Source organism: Mycetocola sp., assembly GCF_025464835.1.
Lineage (GTDB): Bacteria > Actinomycetota > Actinomycetes > Actinomycetales > Microbacteriaceae > Mycetocola_A.
Window position 1 is genome coordinate 12,460 of sequence record NZ_JAODMP010000006.1, and the last position, 20,194, is coordinate 32,653.

General features: G+C 66.1%; 19 protein-coding genes. 3 read left to right on the top strand and 16 right to left on the bottom strand.

What is annotated here, in order from left to right; genetic code table 11:
- Window positions 1-195: 195 nt before the first annotated feature.
- Together JWP90_RS00515 and JWP90_RS00520 are read right to left on the bottom strand one after the other, a co-directional pair.
- Entirely contained in the window at window positions 196-360 is a 165-nt protein-coding gene (locus JWP90_RS00515) for a hypothetical protein (RefSeq protein WP_297358478.1), read from the bottom strand.
- Window positions 360-1,199, bottom strand: coding sequence for an aldo/keto reductase (locus JWP90_RS00520; protein ID WP_297358480.1), 840 nt, complete (start codon window positions 1,197-1,199; stop codon window positions 360-362). Before JWP90_RS00520 ends, JWP90_RS00515 begins: the two co-directional genes overlap by 1 nt.
- A 30-nt stretch (window positions 1,200-1,229) precedes the next feature.
- On the opposite strand from JWP90_RS00520, the gene JWP90_RS00525 reads away from it, so the two are divergent.
- Window positions 1,230-3,347: a S9 family peptidase gene (locus JWP90_RS00525; RefSeq protein ID WP_297358482.1), complete on the top strand. Its 2,118-nt coding sequence runs from the start codon at window positions 1,230-1,232 to the stop codon at window positions 3,345-3,347.
- 219 nt (window positions 3,348-3,566) lie between these two features.
- Here JWP90_RS00525 and JWP90_RS00530 read toward each other — a convergent pair whose 3' ends face one another.
- The gene (locus JWP90_RS00530) at window positions 3,567-4,595 is read right to left on the bottom strand and encodes a 6-phosphofructokinase (RefSeq protein WP_297358484.1); all 1,029 of its coding nucleotides are present in this window, start codon (window positions 4,593-4,595) and stop codon (window positions 3,567-3,569) included.
- A 139-nt stretch (window positions 4,596-4,734) separates the two neighbouring features.
- On the opposite strand from JWP90_RS00530, the gene JWP90_RS00535 reads away from it, so the two are divergent.
- Together JWP90_RS00535 and JWP90_RS00540 are read left to right on the top strand one after the other, a co-directional pair.
- A complete protein-coding gene (locus JWP90_RS00535) occupies window positions 4,735-4,992 on the top strand; it encodes a mycoredoxin (protein ID WP_297358485.1) in 258 nt (85 codons plus the stop codon).
- Window positions 4,993-5,052: 60 nt separating this feature from the next.
- Complete coding sequence (locus JWP90_RS00540) at window positions 5,053-5,280, top strand: hypothetical protein (protein WP_297358487.1); 228 nt, start codon at window positions 5,053-5,055, stop codon at window positions 5,278-5,280.
- A 16-nt stretch (window positions 5,281-5,296) separates the two neighbouring features.
- Here the strand turns inward: JWP90_RS00540 and JWP90_RS00545 are convergent, their stop codons facing one another.
- The 13 genes from JWP90_RS00545 to deoC form a co-directional block, all read right to left on the bottom strand.
- On the bottom strand, window positions 5,297-5,653 hold the full coding sequence (locus tag JWP90_RS00545; RefSeq protein ID WP_297358488.1) for a DUF6804 family protein: 357 nt from the start codon (window positions 5,651-5,653) through the stop codon (window positions 5,297-5,299).
- Window positions 5,654-5,655: 2 nt separating this feature from the next.
- Complete coding sequence (locus tag JWP90_RS00550; protein ID WP_297358489.1) at window positions 5,656-7,842, bottom strand: DEAD/DEAH box helicase; 2,187 nt, start codon at window positions 7,840-7,842, stop codon at window positions 5,656-5,658.
- A 187-nt stretch (window positions 7,843-8,029) separates the two neighbouring features.
- A complete protein-coding gene (locus tag JWP90_RS00555) occupies window positions 8,030-10,261 on the bottom strand; it encodes a cation-translocating P-type ATPase (RefSeq protein ID WP_297358490.1) in 2,232 nt (743 codons plus the stop codon).
- A 72-nt stretch (window positions 10,262-10,333) separates the two neighbouring features.
- Entirely contained in the window at window positions 10,334-11,224 is an 891-nt protein-coding gene (locus tag JWP90_RS00560) for a glycerophosphodiester phosphodiesterase family protein (protein WP_297358493.1), read from the bottom strand.
- A gap of 68 nt (window positions 11,225-11,292) precedes the next feature.
- Window positions 11,293-13,782 carry a ParA family protein gene (locus tag JWP90_RS00565; RefSeq protein WP_297358495.1) on the bottom strand — a complete coding sequence of 830 codons (2,490 nt, stop codon included), beginning with the start codon at window positions 13,780-13,782 and terminating at the stop codon, window positions 11,293-11,295.
- An 82-nt stretch (window positions 13,783-13,864) separates the two neighbouring features.
- Window positions 13,865-14,068: a hypothetical protein gene (locus JWP90_RS00570; protein WP_297358497.1), complete on the bottom strand. Its 204-nt coding sequence runs from the start codon at window positions 14,066-14,068 to the stop codon at window positions 13,865-13,867.
- A 59-nt stretch (window positions 14,069-14,127) separates the two neighbouring features.
- Complete coding sequence (locus JWP90_RS00575) at window positions 14,128-14,313, bottom strand: hypothetical protein (RefSeq protein ID WP_297358499.1); 186 nt, start codon at window positions 14,311-14,313, stop codon at window positions 14,128-14,130.
- Window positions 14,314-14,457: 144 nt separating this feature from the next.
- On the bottom strand, window positions 14,458-15,273 hold the full coding sequence (locus JWP90_RS00580) for a BTAD domain-containing putative transcriptional regulator (RefSeq protein ID WP_297358559.1): 816 nt from the start codon (window positions 15,271-15,273) through the stop codon (window positions 14,458-14,460).
- 170 nt (window positions 15,274-15,443) lie between these two features.
- The gene (locus tag JWP90_RS00585; RefSeq protein WP_297358501.1) at window positions 15,444-15,710 is read right to left on the bottom strand and encodes a hypothetical protein; all 267 of its coding nucleotides are present in this window, start codon (window positions 15,708-15,710) and stop codon (window positions 15,444-15,446) included.
- Window positions 15,711-15,859: 149 nt separating this feature from the next.
- On the bottom strand, window positions 15,860-16,603 hold the full coding sequence (locus tag JWP90_RS00590; protein WP_297358503.1) for a DUF2332 family protein: 744 nt from the start codon (window positions 16,601-16,603) through the stop codon (window positions 15,860-15,862).
- A 180-nt stretch (window positions 16,604-16,783) separates the two neighbouring features.
- On the bottom strand, window positions 16,784-17,644 hold the full coding sequence (locus JWP90_RS00595; RefSeq protein WP_297358505.1) for an aldehyde dehydrogenase family protein: 861 nt from the start codon (window positions 17,642-17,644) through the stop codon (window positions 16,784-16,786).
- The gene (locus JWP90_RS00600) at window positions 17,641-19,158 is read right to left on the bottom strand and encodes an aldehyde dehydrogenase family protein (protein ID WP_297358507.1); all 1,518 of its coding nucleotides are present in this window, start codon (window positions 19,156-19,158) and stop codon (window positions 17,641-17,643) included. The genes JWP90_RS00595 and JWP90_RS00600 overlap by 4 nt, the downstream gene beginning before the upstream one ends.
- An 8-nt stretch (window positions 19,159-19,166) precedes the next feature.
- Window positions 19,167-20,177, bottom strand: a complete 1,011-nt coding sequence (deoC, locus tag JWP90_RS00605) for a deoxyribose-phosphate aldolase (protein ID WP_297358509.1) — start codon at window positions 20,175-20,177, stop codon at window positions 19,167-19,169.
- Between the last annotated feature and the right edge of the window lie 17 nt (window positions 20,178-20,194).

Here is a 20,194-nt window from a genome sequence, read left to right on the forward strand (position 1 = left end):
GCCGGGTCACAGGTGCTCCGAACTCGGTGGCGCCGCCGACCGGCGTCTGGTGCAGCTCGCACTGCGTGGTCGATCCCTGCGGTCCGGCGTAATAGAGGCGGATTCGCCGGTGAGGGCACCGGGCAGCTCCTCGGGAACGACGACGCGTATCTGTGCCTCGGCGAACGGTTGCTCCCCGCCCGTTCCAGGGGCGTCTCAGTAGAACTCGTCTGCGACGGTGTCGGCGAAGGCGCGAACCGCATCCCTCTGCGTGTACTCGATCACGTAGGTCTGGATGCCTCGGACGTCGTCGTCCGAGCCGAGGACGAGCTGGAGGAAACCGTTTCCCGTCTCCGAGTCGTCAAAAAGGCCTAGGAGCACTACATTTCTTCGTGCGTCTCCGGGTTTCCGCCGAAGAGCCGGCCATCGGCGTGGCCGAGCGCCGTGATCGCGGCTATTTCCGCGGCCTCGAGTTCAACCGGCGGGATCTCGAAGTTCGAGCGCTGACGCTCGGGATCTGCTGACTTCGGGATCGGCACCACACCGCGCATCTGATGCCAGCGCAGCACGACCTGGCTGGCGCTGATCCCGTGCGCCGCCGCGATGTCACCGACAACGGGTTCCTGATAGGGGGCGGCCCGCTTGCCGAGCGGGCTCCACGCCTCCGTGATGATCCCGCGCTCCGCATGGAACGCAACGAGGGCCTCCTGCGGGAAGTACGGATGCAACTCCACCTGGTTCACGGCGGGCAGGACTCCCGTCTCTGCGTCGAGCCGTTCGATGAACTCAGGTGTGAAGTTGGATACCCCGATGGAACGCACCCTGGAGTCCTTCTGAAGCTGCACCATGGCTTTCCAGCTCTCGGTGTAACGGCCGACGCGGGGGTTGGGCCAGTGGATCAGGTAGAGGTCGATCACGTCGACCCCGAGGGCCGCGCATGATGCGTCGAACGAACGCAGCGTTTCGTCATAACCGTGGTCCCTGCCCGGCAGCTTCGTTGCCAGCGTGATCTCGCTGCGCGGGACATCGCTTCCGGCGATGGCGCGGCCGACGGCTTCCTCGTTCCGGTAGTTCACCGCCGTGTCGATCAGCCGGTAGCCGATGTCGAGGGCGTTGGCGACGGCATCCGTCGCTTCCTGTCCTTTCATCGGGTAGGTGCCGAAGCCGATCGCGGGGATCGACTGGCCGTCGTTGAGGGGGTAGGCGTGCGAAATGCTCATGGGTCGACCCTACGCCGGTAGCGTTGAAGCATGTCTTCACTTCTTCCGCCGCGCGCGGCGACGCACCCGACCGAGCGCACCCACCACGGCGACCTGGTCATCGACAACTACGAGTGGTTGCGTGACAAGGAGAACGCCGCGGTAGTAGCGCATCTCCAGGCGGAGAACGCCTATACCGAGCAGCAGAACGCGCATCTGGCCGACCTCCGGGAGACGATCTTCGGCGAGATCAAGGGCAGAACCCTCGAGACGGACCTCAGCGTGCCTGTCAGGGAGGGGAACTGGTGGTACTACGGCCGCAGCGTTGAGGGCAAGGAGTACGGCATCCATTGCCGCGCCCCGATCACCGGCGAGGACGACTGGACTCCCCCGGTACTCGAACCCGGCGTCGATGTGCCCGGCGAACAGGTCATCCTCGACGGCAACGTCGAGGCTGACGGGCACGACTTCTTCTCGCTCGGTTCGTTCGACGTCTCGCAGGACGGAGAACTCCTCGCCTGGGCTCTCGACACCGAGGGGGATGAACGGTTCACGCTGCGCGTCCGGAACCTGGTGACCGGCGAAGACCTCCCAGACGAAATCCAGAACACCTCACACGGAGCCGCGTTCTCCCCTGACGGTCGATTCGTGTTCTACACGACCGTGGATGAGTCCTGGCGACCGGACACACTCTGGCGGCACGAGGTCGGCACGCCGACGCGTTTCGACGTCGTTGTGCTCTCTGAACCCGACGAACGGTTCTGGGTCGGGGTCGGCGTGACCCGCAGCCGACGGTATATCCAGGTGGTCGTCTCGTCGAGCGTCACGAGCGAATGGCTGCTCATCGACGGGCACGACGCAACGACCCAACCGCGCGTCGTGTGGCCGCGACGGGACGGGGTCGAATATTCCGTCGAGCACGCGGTGATCGACGGCGCAGACACGCTCCTGGTCCTGCACAACGCCGACGCGCCCAATTTCGAGCTTGTGGCCGTATCCCCGGATGCCGTCGGCGACGGCCCAGCGGACGCCACCGTCGTGCGCGCCCACAGCGACGACGTGCGGCTGGAGGATGTGGAGGCTTTCGCCGGGCATCTGGTCTTCAGCTACCGACGCGAAGGGCTGTGCCGCCTCGGCATCGCCACACTCGAGGGCGTCTCGTCGCCGGCGGCGATCGATGTTCGTGAGGTCCGCTTCGAGGAACCCCTCTACACCGTCGGCGCATCGGCGAACCCGGAGTGGGCCCAGCCGACCGTCCGGCTGTCGTACGGTTCCCTCGTCACTCCGGCCACCGTGTACGACCTCGACGTGGCCAGCGGCGAACTCACCCAGCTCAAACAGCAGCCGGTTCTCGGCGGGTACTCGCCCGACGACTACGAGCAGGCCCGGGAATGGGCTACCGCGGATGACGGCACCCGAGTGCCCATTTCACTCGTCTGGAAACGAGGGGCCGAGCGGCCGGCACCCCTCCTGCTGTACGGCTACGGTTCCTACGAGGCGAGCATGGACCCGGCCATGTCGATCGCCCGCCTCAGCGTGCTCGACCGCGGGGTCACGTTCGCGATCGCGCACGTGCGCGGCGGCGGTGAACTGGGACGGGCGTGGTATGAGAACGGCAAGTCGCTCACCAAGAAGAACACGTTCACCGACTTCGTCGCGTGCGCGAGGCACCTTATCGACGCCGGCTACACGACGACGGATGCCCTCGTCGCCGAGGGCGGTAGCGCCGGCGGTCTGCTGATGGGAGCGGTCGCGAACCTCGCTCCCGAACTGTTCGCCGGGATCCTCGCCGAGGTTCCCTTCGTCGACCCCCTTACGAGCATCCTCGACCCGGACCTCCCGCTGACCGTGATCGAGTGGGACGAGTGGGGCAACCCGCTCGAGAACGCCGCCGTCTACGAGTACATGAAGTCGTACTCCCCATACGAGAACGTGCGGGAAAACGTCAGGTACCCGCGCATCCTCGCCGTGACGAGCATCAACGACACCCGCGTGCTCTACGTCGAGCCCGCGAAATGGACGGCCAGGCTGCGCGAGGTCGGCGCCCCTGTCCAACTCAAGGTCGAGATGAACGCGGGGCACGGCGGCGTGAGCGGGCGGTACAACGCCTGGCGAGAGCGCGCATACGAGCTGGCGTGGGTGCTGGACGCGCTGAGACTGGCGACGTAGACCGCGCCGGACGGATGCGTCGCCGGGGGCGAGCCGACGCATCCGTTCGACCGCGGGACCCTGCCCACGCAACCGTTCATCCGGCGCACATGACGGGTTCCGCGCACCAAAATCCGCATCCGCGACGGACGAACCGCGGGACCCTACCCACGCAACCGTTCATCCGTCGAACATGCCGACCGAACGGCCCGGGAACGGCCTCCGCTCACCACGTTTGCGTCAACCGAAGAGGATCGCGGCCTCGTCGTAGCGTTCCTGCGGAACGGTCTTCAGCCCGCCGAGGGCGTCCTCGAACGGCACGTTGACGATGTCGGTTCCGCGCAGGGCGACCATGGTGCCCCACTCCTTCTTCATGACGGAGTCGATCGCTGCCATGCCGAGGCGGGTTGCGAGCACGCGGTCGTATGCGCTTGGCACGCCTCCGCGCTGGAGGTGGCCGAGCACGGTGGCCCGGGATTCGATCCCGGTGCGCTCCTCGATGATCGGCGCGAGCACGTCGGCGATGCCGCCGAGCCGTGGACGGTTGAACGCGTCAAGGCCCTTCTCGGAGTGTGCGCTCTCCATCGTGTCGAGGGTGAAGCCTTCAGAGACGACGAGAACCGGTGCGCGACCACGGTCGCCGACGCTCTTCGCCCAGGCGCAGATCTGGTCGATCGACTGCGGCTGCTCGGGAATGAGGATCGCGTGGGCGCCGGCGGCCATGCCGGCGTGCAGGGCGATCCAGCCGACGTGGCGGCCCATCACCTCGACCACCATGCAGCGTCGATGAGACTCACCGGTGGTGCGCAGCCGGTCGATGGCTTCGGTAGCGATCTCGACAGCGGTGTCGAAGCCGAACGAGTAGTCCGTGGCATCGAGGTCGTTGTCGATGGTCTTCGGCACTCCGACGATCTTGAGGCCGGCATCCGTGAGCCGCTTCGCCGCGGCGAGCGTCCCCTCGCCACCGATGGCGATGAGTGCATTCAGGCCGAGCCGGTCCATCGTGGCCTGGATGTTGTCCGGCCCGCCGTGCGGTCCCTCGAACGGATTCGTGCGGCTCGTGCCGAGGACGGTCCCGCCCTGCTTGCCGAGGCCGCGCACGCTGTGCCGGTCAAGCGGCATCGTCAGTCCTTCGACGAGACCCTTCCAGCCGTCGCGGATACCCACGAACTCCTGGTTGTGGATCCGGGTGCCCTTGAGCACCGCACCACGGATGACGGCATTGAGGCCGGGGCAGTCGCCGCCGCTGGTGAGCACACCAATTCTCATAGGTTGATTCCTCGTACTGGAGCTGGGGGAATGAAAAGGGCAGCGACGTTGCTGCATTGAGGATAGCGTGAGACGACACCCGTTCGCTGTGCGGCGGTTCCCACGCCCTGTCTCATCTCGACGAAAAGGTTCTTCCCCCATGGATTTCATCCCCGCCGACGGCACGATCACGATGTTCTCGACCACCTGGTGCGGCTACTGCAGCCGCCTGAAGTCGCAACTCGACAAAGCGGGCATCGGGTACACCGAGATCAACATCGAGGATGTCCCAGGTACGGCCGAGTACGTCGCCAGCGTCAACGGCGGCAACCAGACGGTGCCGACAGTCGTCTACCCCGACGGCACGACGGCGACGAACCCGTCGCTGATCGCCGTGAAGGCCGCGCTCGGCGCCTGAACCGGATCGCTCCGGGGTGTGAGGGTGGAGTTCGGTGCCGCGTGAGCGTAGCCTCGGACCATGACACACGACACGAATGCCAACGATCCCCTCAGCGACTTCTCCGTGCCGCAGGACGCCGACGTCGTCGCCGACGACCCGGCCGCTGACCCTGCGGAGGGCCAGTCAGACAGCGACACCGTGACCGAAGTGCCGAGCGGGCAGGCAGGCCGTGTCGCCGATGATCCTTCGGTGAAGGCGGACACCCCGGCCGAAGCAGAGGAACTCGCCGGCGAGCAAGGCGCTTAGCGGCCTGGCACCGCGGTCAGCGTGGCCGCGGCTCGTTTTCCGCCCTCGGCACGGTGATCATCACGCCTGCCGCCACGAAGAAGATCGGGGCGATCAGTTGCGCCGACATCCAGCCCGTTCCGCTCTGCCCGAGAGGGAACACCGGGTTCCACAGCACGATGATCGGCAGCAGAACGATCAACCACCACCATTTCTGGCCCTGGATGGCGAACCACGCCACGATCACCGCCAGGATCGCGACGACGAAGCGCACGGCGATGAACCAGCTGCTGTCGATCAGCGCGACACCAACGAAAAGCACGATCGCCGCGAGGATGCCTGGAGCGAGGGCCGGTCGCGTGAAGTCCGGTAACGCCGGCTTGGCGGCCGCCACCCCTACGCCTCCAGCGCGTCGCGCAGCAGGGCGACGAGCGCGTTGAGCTGAACCGAATCGCTCGACGTGACGTCCTGGTCGCTGCCGTCGAGTGCGCGCGCGGCGAGCCCATGCTTGCTGTCGATGAGTTCAGCGATCTTTGCGTCGATGGTGTGGGCTGCGATGATCCGCCACGCCGTGACCGGCTCTTCCTGGCCGATCCGGTGCACACGGTCGATCGCCTGAGTCTGCTCGGCGGCGGTCCAGCTGAGCTCCGCCAAAACGACGTTCGACGCCGCCTGCAGGTTCAGGCCGACGCCTGCCGCGGTGAGCGAGCAGACGGCAACAGCGACCGATGGGTCGGTGTTGAAGGCGTCAATCGCCTGCTGGCGGGCAGGAGTCGACTGGTCGCCCCGAATAGACACCGTGCGCAGGCCGCGGGCGGCGAACACCTGCTCTGCGGTGTCCATGACATCGATGTGCTTCGCGAAGAAGACGACTTTGCCGACGGAGTGTGCCAGTTGTGCGGTGTAATCGGATGCCAGCACCGCCTTCGCCTGGCCGATCTTGCGAACCATGGTGAAAACGTTCTCGGCTCCGCCTGAGGCTTTCGCTTCGTCGAGTTCACCCTGGGCGACGAGGCGCATGATGTCGGTGTCCGGGCCGCCGGCGAATGATGCACGTTCCCCGCGGGCGTCGAGGATCCGGCGGTACTTGGCGAGGAGCCGAGCGCCGAGTTCACGCTCAGCGTCGCGGATCGACCGGCCGAGGTCGTCGTCGAGTTCGACAGGCATGTCAGCGATCATCTTGGACGGCAGATCCTTCGCGACGTCGACCTTGCGGCGACGGACGATACCCATGTCGATGACGGCGCTGCGCGCCTCAGGGTAGAACTCCCGATCGGCCGGGGTAAGACCGGTCTCTTCGAGTTTCTCCATCAGCGCTGACGCCGGCTTGTCTCCCTGCGTCCAGCCGAGCAACTGCCAGATGGCGTTGAAATCTTCGACGTCGTTGATCAGCGGGGTGCCGGTGAGCGCCATCAGGAGCGGATTGCCGCCCGGCGTCTGCTTACGGATGCGCTGGGACAGCGACAGGACATGCTGCGATCGCTGCGAATGCAGGTTCTTGATGAAGTGCGCCTCATCGACGACCATGCCCTTGAAACCGAGGGTTCCGAGCCACGCGAGGTGCCGGTCGAGGACTTCGTAGTTGACGATGACGACGTCGGCGAACGCATCGAGATCGCGGCCGTCGCCATGGACGACTGTTGCGCGGCGGTTCGGTGTCCACCGTTCGACCTCGCGCGCCCAGTTCATCTTGACGACGTTCGGCACGACGGCCAGGAGCGGATACGCGTTCGCCACCGATGCTGCGAGCACCGACTGCGCGGTCTTGCCAAGGCCTGGTTCGTCGGCGAGCAGGAACGTGCGGTGACCCTCACGGACGGCTTCGACGAAACGAGCCTGGTGCCGCATGATCTCCAGGTTCTTCGGCGACAGCCGGTCGATCTTCGGGGCTTCTGGCAGGTCCATGCTCGCTGCGCGGCCGCCTGAGCCCTGTTCGAAAGCTTTGTAGAGCGGGCCCATGAGTTCCCAGTTGCCGAGGCGCCCCCGTACGGGCGGAGGCGGCGCGGGCTGGTCGAGGTCTGGGGCGAGGAAGGGGTTGGCCAGCAGGCGTGACTTGACCGACTGCGGGATGACCTGCTTTTCGGCGAGCTCGGCCGGGACGACTGCCTCCACAGCGGGTTTGTTCGTCGTGATGATGAGTTCGTCCGGGCTGAGTTCTGCGCCGGACTCGATCAGCCAGTCCCTGCGGAGTTTCTGCGCGACGGGTGTTGTCGCAGCATCCGCTTCGAGAAGCGTGATGAGAGACGTGTCGCGTGCGGCGGTCTTGGCGAGGATGGTGGCCACACCGTCGAGGCGTTTGAGGAGTTCGACCCGTGAGGCGTCGCTGAGTTCCTTGTCGGCTTTGACTTTCGCGCGTTCCTCACGCACGAGGAACGCGATCACCTGGAATTTGGTCCGGTTGGTCGGACCGACCTTGCCCTTCTGGGCCTTCGCCTCGACCTCGCGGACCTTGCGGGCGAGGATCGGGATGATGGGCGCTTCATCGTCGTGTCTCGACGCGGATCGCGGCTGCGAACCGCGCCCTGACGATGAGCCGCGGTTGGCCTGTCGGCCGGATGAACGTCGTGTACCGGTGTGCGGCATGCTCCTCCTGAGCAGTCGAATGACCAGGCGGATGCCACTGGCCGAGACATGCGGGCGCTGGTTCGATGGCCGATCAACGCGAACTCTTCATGCGGATCGACGCACCGGAAAAAGCGGGCGCAGTGCAATTGTATGGCATGCACGCCCGGGAAACCGCTGGAATTCGCCGTCGGCGTGGTGCGCCGTGTCAGCTGCCCGGACGGTACCGGCGCAACCGCAGGCTGTTCAGCACGACGAAGACGCTCGAGAAAGCCATAGCGGCTCCGGCGACCATCGGGTTGAGCAACCCGAAAGCGGCAAGCGGGAGGGCGGCGACGTTGTACGCGAACGCCCAGAACAGGTTGCCGTGGATGGTGCCGAGTGTCCGCCTGGACAGTGCTACGGCGTCAGCGACGGCGCCGAGTTCCGCCCGGACGAGGGTGATGTCCGCAGCCGACATGGCGGCATCCGTTCCCGTTCCCATGGCGAGGCCGAGATCTGCCGTTGCGAGGGCCGCGGCGTCGTTGACGCCGTCACCGACCATCGCGACGCGGTGCCCTGCCGCCTGGAGCCTGCGCACCTCTTCCACTTTCTGTTCGGGCAGCACACCGGCGATCACCCGGTCGATGCCGACCTCGGCCGCGACGCGGTGCGCTGCGCGTTCGTTGTCGCCGGTGAGCAGGACCGGGGTGAGGCCCTGCCGCCTGAACCGGTCGACGGCGGCTCGCGCGCCCGGCTGAACCCGGTCGGACACGGCGAAGACGCCGCGGACCTCGCCGTCCCAGCCGACGACGACGGCGGTAGCCCCGGACGTCTCTGCGGTCGCGACCGCATCGGCGAGTGCGGCGGGCATGGTGCACCCGTGTTCGGCGGCGAACTCGGGGCGCCCGACGACAACCGGCACACCGTCGACCCGTCCGGTCACGCCGAGCCCTGACGCCGAAACGAACCCGGCGACCGGCAGAAGCAGGTCCGGCCCTGCCCCGGCGACGATGGCACGAGCGATCGGATGCTCCGAAAACGCTTCGAGGGACCCTGCGCGGCGAAGTGCCGCATCGTCCGTCGCGGTGACGTCGGTGAGCGTCATGACGCCGGTGGTCACCGTGCCGGTCTTGTCGAGCACCAGAACGTCGATACCGCGAGCACGCTCAAGGGCCTCTGGCCCGGTGATGAGGATGCCGGACTGCGCACCGCGGCTCGTGCCCACGAGCAGGGCAACCGGCGTGGCGAGCCCGAGCGCGCACGGGCAGGCGATGATCAGCACGGCCACAGCCGCGGTGAAGCCTGCGGACACCGGGTTTCCGGTGAGCACCCACGCGGCGAGCACGAGAACGGCGAGTGCGATCACCGCCGGTACGAAGACCGCCGAGATGCGGTCGGCGAGCCGTTGCACACGTCCCTTGCCGAGTTGAGCGTCTTCGACAAGCCTCGCCATCTGCGCGAGTTTGGTGTCGCTGCCGACCCGGGTGGCCCGCACCACGAGCCGGCCGCCTCCGGCGATCGTCGCTCCGGTGACGCTGTCGCCTGCGCGGACGTCGACCGGGAGGGACTCGCCGGTCAGCATGCTTTCGTCGACGGCCGCCGTCCCGGACTCGATGATGCCGTCTGTCGCGATCGTCTCCCCCGGCCGGACGACGAACAGGTCGCCGACGACGAGGTCGTCGATGGGGATCGTGGTCTCGCGGGGCGCTGCTTCGGATGTCTCGGCGCGGAGCACGGTGACATCCCTCGCCCCGAGTTCGAGGAGAGCCCGCAGCGCCTGGCCTGCCGTGCGCTTCGACCTCTGCTCGAGATACCGGCCGAGCAGGAGGAACACGGTGACGCCGGCAGCGACCTCGAGATAGATGGCGGATGTCGCGTCGACATCTGGCGTGAACAACCGGAATTCATGAGTCATCCCCGGCATCCCGGCTGACCCGAAGAACAACGCCCAGAGCGACCACACGAACGCGGCACCGGTGCCCATGGTGATGAGGGTGTCCATCGTCAGCGCACCGTGGCGAAGGTTCACCCAGGTCGCCCGGTGGAACGGATACCCGCCCCAGACGACGACCGGTGCGGCAAGGGCGAGGGACAGCCACTGCCAGTTCGCGAACTGCCATGCAGGGACCATCGCGAGGACGATGACCGGCAGGCTGAGCAGCGCGCTGATCAGAAGACGGGTGCGCAACGGGTCCGGCTCGGGGGCCGGAACCTCCGCCGGGGCGGAGGTCTGCCTGCGCTTCTCCGGTGCGAGCGTCGCCGAATAGCCCGCTGCTTCGACAGCGGCGACGAGTTCGTCGATCGAGACGGCGTCCGGGAAACGGACGCGCGCCTTCTCCGTCGCCAGGTTGACCTCAGCGACGACGCCGTCCAGACGGGTCAGGCGCTTTTCGACGCGCGCCACACAACTCGCACAGGTCATGCCGGAGATGTCGAGCGTCGCGGTGTTCTCGGTCATTGGTGTCCTCTCAGCGCGGAAGCGCGCTCAGAATCCACCATACCCCCCGGGGGTACTCGGTTGGGCCAGCACTCAGGTTCCCGGGGCCGTTTCCGCGAGCCATTTGTCCAGACGAGAGGGCTTGTCCGTGATGATCCCGTCGACGCCCAGTTCGCGGGCCTCGGCCCAGGTGTCGGTCGAGTTGAGTGTGTAAACCATGACGCCGAGCCCGGCTGCGTGCATGTCGTCCACAACCTCAGGGCGCTCTCGGATGGCGGACGCCCGTGTGACGACGCCGATCACACGGAAAGACCGGGCGAAACCGACGGTGTCCTCGGGGAGCGAGCGGACGATGGCGACGCGCGGAGTGCCAGGCGCCAGGTCGGCGGCACTCGAGAGCGAGCCGAGGTTGAAGCTCATGAAGATGACACGTCCGCTGAGATCGAATCGGTCGAGCAGGCGGGTGACGGCGGCGAGGTCGTCGGTGGACCAGTATCCCTTCAGCTCGAGCAGGGTCTTTTTGGCTGTCGGCGCGAGCGCGACGAGGAACTCCTCCAATGTCGGGATCCGCTCCCCCGCGAACTCGGCCGAGTACCAGGATCCGGCGTCGAGCTGCTTGAGTTCGGCAAGGGTCTTGTCAGCGATCGGACCGCTGCCGTCGGTGGTCCGCCCGAGCGTCCGATCATGGAAGAGGACGGGAACGCCGTCGCGTGAGCGGGTGACATCCGTCTCAACGAACTCCTGGGGCGATGTGATGGCCCTCGTGAGCGCCGCCATCGTATTCTCGGGCGCCGTCGACCGGTCACCGCGGTGACCGGCAACGAACGACGACTCCCCCGGCTTGCGCAGTTCGCCGAACATGTCCGTCGCGTGCACCGGGGTGCTGGCCGGGTTGAGGATGAGCAGCACCACGATGGCAATGGCTGCGCAAAAGCTCGCGCCGAGCGGGAAAGCGCCGCCCGCGCGGGGGCCTGGTGTCGTCATCGACCACCTGTTCCTTCTCGGGAAGAAGTCCTGGTGGCCTTACTCTAGGGGCTGCCGTTACCGTTTCGTTACTTTTGCGGACGCACCGGTGCCCCAATACGGGGGCTGCGCGGCGAGGAGGACAGCGCGGTCGCCACGTTCGTGACGACAGCATCCGTTCGTCGCACCGAGCCGGCGCGTTCATCGTCGAGGCCGGAGGCGACTGCTGCGCCCGCTTCGAGCCACGCGTTCCTGGTACGGCTCTTGAGCGAATCGAAACGGAGAGCGCCGTCATGCAGCGCAGCGTCGAACGGGACGATGATGACCGATCGCGCGATTGCGGCGAAACCATCGGCGATGCGCCGCGCCTGTGATGGCGTGCTTGCCCGCTCAGAACGCAGGACGACGACGACCGCATTGCTGGCCAATCTCGCCGACCGATCATCACGGTCCCTCAATGCCTCGAGGAGGAGGGCCGCAGATTCGGCCGATTCCGGTTGCGTCGTGGTGGGAATCACCAGCTGGTCGGTGACATCGATCATGCGCAGCCATCGCGGAGCCGACTCGTCATTGCCCGAATCGAAGAGAACCATCCTGTAGTACTTGGTGGCGACTCGATGAAGGGCATCGAACACGTCGCTGGTGATGCGCTGTTCATTGGCCAGCAGTTCGGGGTTCGAGCGCAGCACATCGTATTTGTCGGCCGATTGGTGGTGAACGAATCGCGCCAGGTCCGACACCTGTGCGGCTGGTGACAACAGCCACTCAGCGGCCGGCACAAGGTCCTTGAGGGACGCATCGTGCCAGTCCTGCTCAGTTCTCCAGCCGAGGGTTCCTCGGGTGTCATTGTTGTCCCACGCCAGGACGCCGATGCCGCCGTAACGCCCGAACACCGCCGCCAACATGGCCGTTGTCACCGTCTTTCCGACGCCGCCTTTGCCATTGACGACCGAGGTGGTGCGCGGGCCCACCCAATGGCGGCTGACCATCTGCGCCAGGAGCCGTCGGTTATGTTCGGCGCGGGAGGGCGGAACAGAGAGATCTGTCGCCCTGGCGAGTGCGCCGCGCCATCCGTCGGCAGCCGGCGGTTCGGAACGTTCCTTGACGAGGAATGACGTCCGCGCCTCTCGTGAGACCAGCGGTGCAGGTTCCCGCGGCGGGAGTTCCGCCGGTTCGTTGACCTTCGTCTCAGGTGGAGCGGCCTTCGCCGGCTCTGGAAGCGGCCTGAATGCGTTCACGGCTGTGTTCCTCTCTCGTCGGCGTCCAGGTTCGGTCCGATCGCTTTTGCCACGCCAGGCGACGATCCGGAGGTTGACGAACTGCATGAGAGAGAGAACCAGCTGGGTCAGGATGACCGCGAGGCCAGCCAAGGGGAGAACCAGCAGAAAGATCGACAGTGCTGCGAGGACGAATTCGGGTGGTTGCCCCGCCGCCCAGGCGGACGTGATCGTTTGCGCATGCACCCGGATGGCGGCGACCGTTTGTTCGATGATGATCGGAAGGCTCCAGACAGTCCATGCCAGCACAAAGATCAGCAGCGGGATGACGATCACCACCCAACTTGTGACGATGCGTCGCGCGGCCGGTCGCAGTTCCGCCACCCGTGGATCAGGCGCCCTGCCGGGTATAAGGCTTCGCACCACAGGTCCCACCCGCGAGAACAGGTCGGGAACGCCGGCGAGATCGGCGAGGATGAAGTACCCGTCGAGACGGATCGTGGGAGGCAGCTGCTGGAGCATCTGGATCTGCATCACGATCACCAGCAGAAGAAGGATGGCGTTGCCGGTGAGCAGGTAGCCGACCCCGGCAGCCAGAACACACCACACGTTGAAATACAGGCCTCCGAGATCGGTCCGGATGCGACTCACCCGGCTGAGACGGTAGGAGTCGGTGACATCGGTGAAGAACGCAGGGAAGACGATGTAGATGCCGAATCCGATGGCTCCTGGCTTTCCCCCGCCGTACGAGCAGGCGGCCGCATGCCCCAGCTCATGGATCAAAGCGCCTGTCGTGAGCAGGGCAAACAGAGCGAGCAGGAACCCGGGTGATACCAGCACCTGCTGAAGAGCGGACATAGCGTCGCCGGTGAGGAAGAGGGCGACATCGATCAGCACAAGGCCCGTCACCGCCGCAACGACGACCGGGGGAAAGAAGAGCGGTGCCAGCCATCCGGCTATCCGCCGGGCCACAGGAGCCGGAAGGATCGTGGAGCGCAATCGGAGGGCGAGAAGCGGATTCGCTTTCGGCAGTCGGATCGCAGCAGTTGATTCAGCGGCCGCGTCTTCGACCAGCCCGAGCGGCACGAGCTTGGAGTCGATCAGGTGGTTGAGCCCATCAACACTCAATTCGTTGCCGTACGCCTCGCTGATCGTCCGCGCCCATGCTTGGAGGGATTGGTTGGGCTCTGCAGAGGCGAGGACGATGTTGAGCAATTCCGAGATCTGAATCACCTGGCCGTCGCGGCGTTGCACCAGGCAGGTGACGTGCACGAGTCCCGAATCGGAGACGGGGCCGAGCATTTCCACACCGGAGGCACGGCGCCACCGTGGCTGGCGGGTCGGCAACGTTGTGGCTGTCATAGGGGTTGACCTCCGCGTCAGGGATGGGACGGTGACGGTGGGCATGCCCTGCTCAAAGCGGGGCTATGCCCACCGCCTCGACTCAGAACTGCACCGAAGCGAGGTCTTGCCACGCTCCCGCGTTCGCCACGGATCCGATCGTCGCGGCATTGATCGCCATGGCGATGTTGATACCGATAACCGGCGAGACATTGATGTCGAAATCCAGGTAGAGGGTTTCGCGCCGAGGCAGAAGTTCCGCCGTCTCGGCATCCAGCATCTCGGGGGTGAGGTCGATCTTGTTCATGAACCCTTTCCTTCCTCTCCGTCTGACGCCTGAAGCTCAGGCGCCAGACGGAAATGGTGCTAACCCTGGTACACGTTGACGCTCTGCAGAGCGGTGCTGTTGGCCGAGGACAGGAGCGTCGCGGCGTTCACCGCGAGCGACGAGTTCGAGGCGTAGACCGCAGCCCAGTTGGTGTCGAAGAACAGCGTCTCCTTGCTCGGCAGCAATTCCACGGACTGCGCGTCGAGTTCAGCGATTGTCAGCATTGTGTTCACCCCCTCCCCTGCTTCGTTCGATCGGCGAGTCGGTCGATGGAGGCAAGTCAACCGCGCGAGCGTTATCGTGCCGTTATCGGTCCGTTACGCGGCTGCAGGTCAGGATGGCCGCGCAGCTGGTGCCGTTGTGTGACATCAGTTCTCCACCGACTTCCGGAGGTCGACGGACCTCCTGGCCGCCGATGGGACCGATCGCCCGGAGCCTTCGTATTGAGGGCTGCCTGGTGGGTGTCTCAGGTCATGGGTCTCGCTCGGGATGCCGAGCAGTTCGGCGAAGCGCGGCGAAGGAGTAATACCGAGTTCACGGTGGATGAGCCCGCGGAAATACTGGTAGCACTTGAGGGCGGACGCGCGGTCGTCCGCCGCGAGATAGCTGCGCACCAGCAGCAGCTGTGATCGCTCCCGGAGTGGTTCGATTCCCGAGGCGATGGTCGCCAACGCAATCGCTTCGGCGCTGTGGCCTGCGATCAGTGCCCGGCGGCACAGATTGTCGAGGGCGGAAAGGCGCTGCTGGTTCAGTCGCTCCTGCTCGAAAAGCACCCAGTCCTCGTACCAGCCCGGCAACAGGTCGGCTGTGCGCAGGAGTTCCCCTGCCTCCTGAGGGAGTTCTTCCGCCGGCCGCTCGATCGCGCTGATCAGCTCGCGGACACGGTACACGTCCACCCGGGCGCTCTCCTCGAGAGCCAGCAGGTCGCCGAATGTGCCGATCAGATGAGGAAGCTCATGCGAAACCCGGTACAGGCTCGCCCGGAGGTTGCCTGAGGCTTGCAGTTCGGAGCTCTCCGGCCATAACAAGCTCGCGAGTGAGCGCCGTGTCTGAGGGCCGCGCACGACGAGCGCGGCGATGATTCGCTGCTGTCGGGTGCTGACCACGACCGGATGACCATCTCGGCTGAGATGCCAGAACCCGAACAGGCGGACCGTCCAGTCGGTGTGGTCATCTGATCCCATCACGGCACCCCCTTTGGGAGGAACGGGAGGAAAGCAGCGGGTCTGGGCTACTGCGCCTCAGCACTTTCAACAGGATTCAGGATGGCTGGGCAATCGATGAGATGTCAACGGAGTCGCGCGCACGGACCCGGGCTTGACGCACGGCGCAGGTTGTGGAAAAAGAGCGGAGTCTACAATTCCTGGTCGTCTCGCGGTGGCGACTGCGGGGAGCCTTCCTCCGCCTGAATAGTCGCCAGCCAGTCACGTACAGCGACGATGACATCCTCCGGCGTACTCGTGATCAACGTGGAGCCGGCGTCCCCCGGCTCGCTCGGTACGATGAGCCTGGCTCGGAATCGGCGTTCGTGCCCGGTTTCCATCCAGGCGCGAATCACCAGCGTCTGAAAAGCTCCCGTGCTTTCGGCGCCATCCGTACTCACCGAGTCGCTGTCTGACATCCCTGTCGATTCCCTTGCATTCCGCCGCTGGGCGGTCCGGTCGGACCTGTCAGTTTACGTCGGATTCTGTCACTGTCACCTTCTCACGAGCTGCCAGTTTCGGACCCGCTGCGCGCTTGCCCCAGTTCGGAGGGCACGGGGTCCGCCCATCAGCGCTCGAGCCAGGTCAGCCAGCTCCCGTGCGGGTCAGCGAGGGCAACGGGCGATCCGTCGACGGTGATCGCGAACGCCTCGGGCGGAGCATCCGGGATGCGCTGCGTTCCTGTGACGATTCCGAGTCGTTCGTTCGCGATCCAGGTCGCCGGTGAGGATGCCATGAGATCGGCGAACTCCGTGCGCGCGTCTTCGGGCAGGTACGCGAGAACTGCTGAATGAAACACCACCACACTCTCGGCGGAGCGGGACGCCTCCTCGAGGAGCCGCGCCGTCTCGGTGAGCAGGTCGCCTCGGTCGATGCGGGCAGGGTCGGATCGGGCGATGTCCGCTGCCGCAGGGAGACGCTTTCGTCGTCCGGCGTCCTCTTCCCCGTTGACAACGGGCCAGATGAGCGTCTCCAGCCAGCGAAGGTCGTCTTCGTCGGACACGTCGCGCGGATCGAGGTCGATCCCGGCGCGCCAGACCACCTCAGGCACTGCGTTCGGCACTGGCGTCGCGGCGTTCGCACGTGTCGAAAGCAGTGGAGCGCCCGGGTCGCCGACGGTGCGCCCATGCCCGAAGTCGTAGCGCCACCGGTCCGGGTGCAGACAGAGCCCGGCCGACGCTCCCACTTCGATCGGCGCGACCGGTTGCCGGAGAGCCCACTCCGCAGAGAGCGGCGAGCGCGGGTCGGCCTCGACGCGGGCGAACTGCTCGGAGCGGGAACGGATGTCGGTGGCTACCGTCTCGTCTTCCACGCGCGACAGCATCCCACACGGCTGCCGGTCACGAAAGGCCACGCCGGAGCTTCGCGCCTGGGAGGCGGAGCAACAGTTTCCCGCGGAGGATGTGTGATCGCCTGTGGGACTGAGGGCATTTTGCGGGGTGTCGAGTTCTGAGCTGAGGAGCACATTGCCCTCAGCCCCACCCCTCAAAACTTAGATCAGGCTCTTCGTGTGCCAGACCGTCTTCGTCTCCGTCAACGCCGTGATCCGGTCGAGACTCGGCGCAGCCGGGTCGGTCCCGCCCTCTGGCCGCAACACGCGCTTGAGCGTTTCCGCTGCGGCGATCTCCAGGTCGACCCAGTTCAGTGCACCGGCGCCGGTGAGGTCGAGGGCGTTGACATCCGCGTGTGACGCGAGCCATGGGGCGACTTCAGCGGCCGACCCGGTGAGGATGTTCACGACACCGCCGGGCACATCGCTCGTCGCGAGCACCTCGGAGAGGGTGATCGCCGACAGCGGCAGCCGTTCGGACGCGAGCACCACGACGGTGTTCCCGGCGACCAGTGCCGGGGCCACCACGCTCACGAACCCGACGAGCGAGGAATTCTGCGGGGCGACGATGGCGACGACACCGGTCGGCTCAGGCACCGACAGGTTGAAGTACGGCCCCGAGACGGGGTTCGCGTTACCGGTGACCTGCACGTACTTGTCGGCCCAGCCGGCGTACCAGACCCAGCGGTCGATGGCCTCGTCGACCTGTTGGGTGGCGGCCGACGTCGACACGCCCTCCGACTGCACGATCTCGTCGATGAACTGGGCGCGACGGCCCTCGAGGAGTTCGGCGATCCGGTACAGCACCTGGCCTCTGTTGTACGCGGTGGCATTCGCCCAGCCGGGAACCGCCGAACGCGCAGCGACGACCGCGTCGCGAGCATCCTTGCGGGATGCCTTCGCTGCGTTCGCGAGGAACGCCCCGTTCGTCGTCACGACTTCGTATGTGCGCCCGGACTCCGACCGGGGGAACTTTCCACCGATGTAGAGCTTGTAGGTCTTGGGTACGGCGAGGCGGCTCATTTGGCGGCTTCCTTTGTCGTCGTGATGGCTGAGTCGGTCGCATCGGCTGCCGGTGAGGCGGTGACTGAACGGAGAGAACCGGCCGGTTTGAGGTACCCGGCGAGTCCGTGCCTGCCGCCCTCACGGCCGTAACCGGACTCCTTGTATCCGCCGAACGGGCTGGCCGGGTCGAACCGGTTGAAGGTGTTGGCCCAGATCACACCGGCGCGGAGCTTGTCGGCGACGGCGAGGATGCGGCTGCCCTTGTCGCTCCAGATGCCTGCGGACAGCCCGTATGGCGTGTTGTTGGCCTTGGCGATTGCCTCGGCCGGGGTGCGGAAGGTGAGCACGGAAAGCACGGGGCCGAAAACCTCGTCGCGGGCGATCCGGTGGCTCGTCGACACGTTCGTGAAGATCGTCGGCGGGAACCAGAAACCCTCGGAGGGAAGAACGCAGTCAGCACTCCACCGGTCTGCGCCTTCGCTCTCGCCGATGTCGCTGAGCGTCTTGATCCGCTCAAGCTGGGCTGCCGAGTTGACAGCGCCGATGTCGGTGTTCTTGTCGAGCGGGTCACCGAGGCGGAGGGTCGAGAGGCGCTCCTTGAGACGGTCGACGACCTCGTCGTGGATGCTCTCCTGCACGAGCAACCGCGACCCGGCGCAGCAGACATGACCCTGGTTGAAGAAGATGCCGTTGACGATTCCCTCGATGGCCTGATCGATCGGTGCGTCGTCGAAGACGATGTTCGCCGCCTTGCCGCCGAGCTCGAGGGTGACCCTCTTGTCGGTGCCGGCGATCGCCTTGGCGATCCCCCGCCCGACGTTGGTCGAGCCGGTGAACGCGATCTTGTCCACGCCCGGGTGGTTCACGAGAGCGGAACCCGTCGCGCCGGCCCCGGTGACGATGTTGACGACGCCGGCCGGCAGATCCGCCTGCTGCAGGATCTCGGCGAACAGCAGCGCGGTGAGCGGGGTGGTTTCGGCGGGCTTCAACACAACGGTGTTGCCCGCGGCCAGCGCGGGGGCGATCTTCCAGGCGAGCATGAGCAGCGGGAAATTCCAGGGGATGATCTGGCCGGCGACGCCGAGCGCCGCAGGGTTGGCGCCTGCGCCGGCATAGTCCAGCTTGTCTGCCCACCCTGCGTAGTAGAAGAACCAGGCGGCGACGAGGGGCACGTCGACGTCACGGCTCTCCTTGATCGGCTTGCCGTTGTCGAGGCTCTCTGCCACGGCGAGTTCGCGGGCCCGTTCCTGCACGAGGCGTGCGATGCGGAACAGGTATTTGCCGCGGTCAGAACCGGACATCCGCGACCAGGTCTTGTCGTAAGCCCTGCGAGCGGCGGCGACGGCACGGTCCACGTCCTCGTCGTTGGCCGAGGCGATCGTGGCGATCGTCTTCTCGGTGGCCGGCGAGATGGTTGAGAAGGGAGTGCCGTGTCCGTCGACGAATTCTCCGTCGATGAACAGTCCGTAGTCGCTTCGCAGGGTGAGGATCGCCGTCGACTCGGGGGCCGGTGCATAGTCCAGAAAGCTCATGATTTTCCTTAATCGATCGTGACGTAGTCGGCGCCGGAGTAGTGCCCGGTCGTCATCTTCTGCCGCTGGAGCAGGACGTCGTTCAGCAGGCTCGACGCGCCGAAGCGGAACAGGTCCGGCTGCAGCCAGTCCTCGCCTACCGTCTCGGCGACGGTGACGAGGTACTTGATGGCATCCTTCGAGGTGCGGATGCCACCGGCCGGCTTCACGCCGATCTTCTCGCCGGTGAGGCGGTGCCAGTCGCGCACCACTTCGAGCATGAGCAGGGTCACCGGAAGGGTCGCGGCAGGCGCGACCTTTCCTGTCGAGGTCTTGATGAAGTCACCGCCGGCGACGATGGCGAGCCAGGAGGCCCTGCGGATGTTGTCGTACGTGTTGAGTTCGCCGGTTTCGAGGATCACCTTGAGGTGAGCGTAGCTGCCATCCGAGCGGCGGCACGCCTCCTTCACGGCGACGATCTCGTCGAACACCTGACCGTACCTCCCGGAGAGGAACGCCCCTCGGTCGATGACCATGTCGATCTCGTCGGCGCCCGCGTCCACGGCATCCGCCGTGTCGCTGAGCTTGACCGCGAGTGACGCACGACCGGATGGGAACGCTGTGGCAACGGCTGCGACCTGGATGCCCGAGTCAGTGCCCCTGGCATGGTGCACACCGAGGGCTTCGACGGCGTACGGCACCATGTCGCCGTACACGCAGACGGCGGCGACGCGTGGGGTGGACTGGTCGGAAGCGTCAGGGGTGATGGCCTTGGCGACGAGCGATCGTACCTTTCCTGGGGTATCCGCGCCTTCCAGGGTGGTGAGGTCGATGAGCGAAATGATCGTGTCAAGCGCACGCTTCTTGGAGGTGGTCTTGATCGACCTGGTGCCGAGGCCGGCGGCGCGCTGCTCGAGCCCGACCGCGTCGACGCCTGGGATTCCTTCGAGGTAGCGGCGCAGGCTCGCGTCGGTGACCGGCCCGTCGAAGAATTCGAGGGCGGTCGGCCGAGGCACAAGTACCTTCTGGGTTTCTGTCATGGGTTCCTCCTGGATGC

Excerpts from the sequence above, each read along its gene's own strand:
- JWP90_RS00520 (WP_297358480.1), bottom strand. The coding sequence starts at position 1,199 with ATGAGCATTTCGCACGCCTACCCCCTCAACGACGGCCAGTCGATCCCC.
- JWP90_RS00525 (WP_297358482.1), top strand. The coding sequence starts at position 1,230 with ATGTCTTCACTTCTTCCGCCGCGCGCGGCGACGCACCCGACCGAGCGC.
- JWP90_RS00530 (WP_297358484.1), bottom strand. The coding sequence starts at position 4,595 with ATGAGAATTGGTGTGCTCACCAGCGGCGGCGACTGCCCCGGCCTCAAT.
- JWP90_RS00535 (WP_297358485.1), top strand. The coding sequence starts at position 4,735 with ATGGATTTCATCCCCGCCGACGGCACGATCACGATGTTCTCGACCACC.
- JWP90_RS00540 (WP_297358487.1), top strand. The coding sequence starts at position 5,053 with ATGACACACGACACGAATGCCAACGATCCCCTCAGCGACTTCTCCGTG.
- JWP90_RS00550 (WP_297358489.1), bottom strand. The coding sequence starts at position 7,842 with ATGCCGCACACCGGTACACGACGTTCATCCGGCCGACAGGCCAACCGC.
- JWP90_RS00555 (WP_297358490.1), bottom strand. The coding sequence starts at position 10,261 with ATGACCGAGAACACCGCGACGCTCGACATCTCCGGCATGACCTGTGCG.
- JWP90_RS00560 (WP_297358493.1), bottom strand. The coding sequence starts at position 11,224 with ATGACGACACCAGGCCCCCGCGCGGGCGGCGCTTTCCCGCTCGGCGCG.
- JWP90_RS00565 (WP_297358495.1), bottom strand. The coding sequence starts at position 13,782 with ATGACAGCCACAACGTTGCCGACCCGCCAGCCACGGTGGCGCCGTGCC.
- JWP90_RS00570 (WP_297358497.1), bottom strand. The coding sequence starts at position 14,068 with ATGAACAAGATCGACCTCACCCCCGAGATGCTGGATGCCGAGACGGCG.
- JWP90_RS00575 (WP_297358499.1), bottom strand. The coding sequence starts at position 14,313 with ATGCTGACAATCGCTGAACTCGACGCGCAGTCCGTGGAATTGCTGCCG.
- JWP90_RS00580 (WP_297358559.1), bottom strand. The coding sequence starts at position 15,273 with ATGGGATCAGATGACCACACCGACTGGACGGTCCGCCTGTTCGGGTTC.
- JWP90_RS00585 (WP_297358501.1), bottom strand. The coding sequence starts at position 15,710 with ATGTCAGACAGCGACTCGGTGAGTACGGATGGCGCCGAAAGCACGGGA.
- JWP90_RS00595 (WP_297358505.1), bottom strand. The coding sequence starts at position 17,644 with ATGAGCCGCCTCGCCGTACCCAAGACCTACAAGCTCTACATCGGTGGA.
- JWP90_RS00600 (WP_297358507.1), bottom strand. The coding sequence starts at position 19,158 with ATGAGCTTTCTGGACTATGCACCGGCCCCCGAGTCGACGGCGATCCTC.
- deoC (WP_297358509.1), bottom strand. The coding sequence starts at position 20,177 with ATGACAGAAACCCAGAAGGTACTTGTGCCTCGGCCGACCGCCCTCGAA.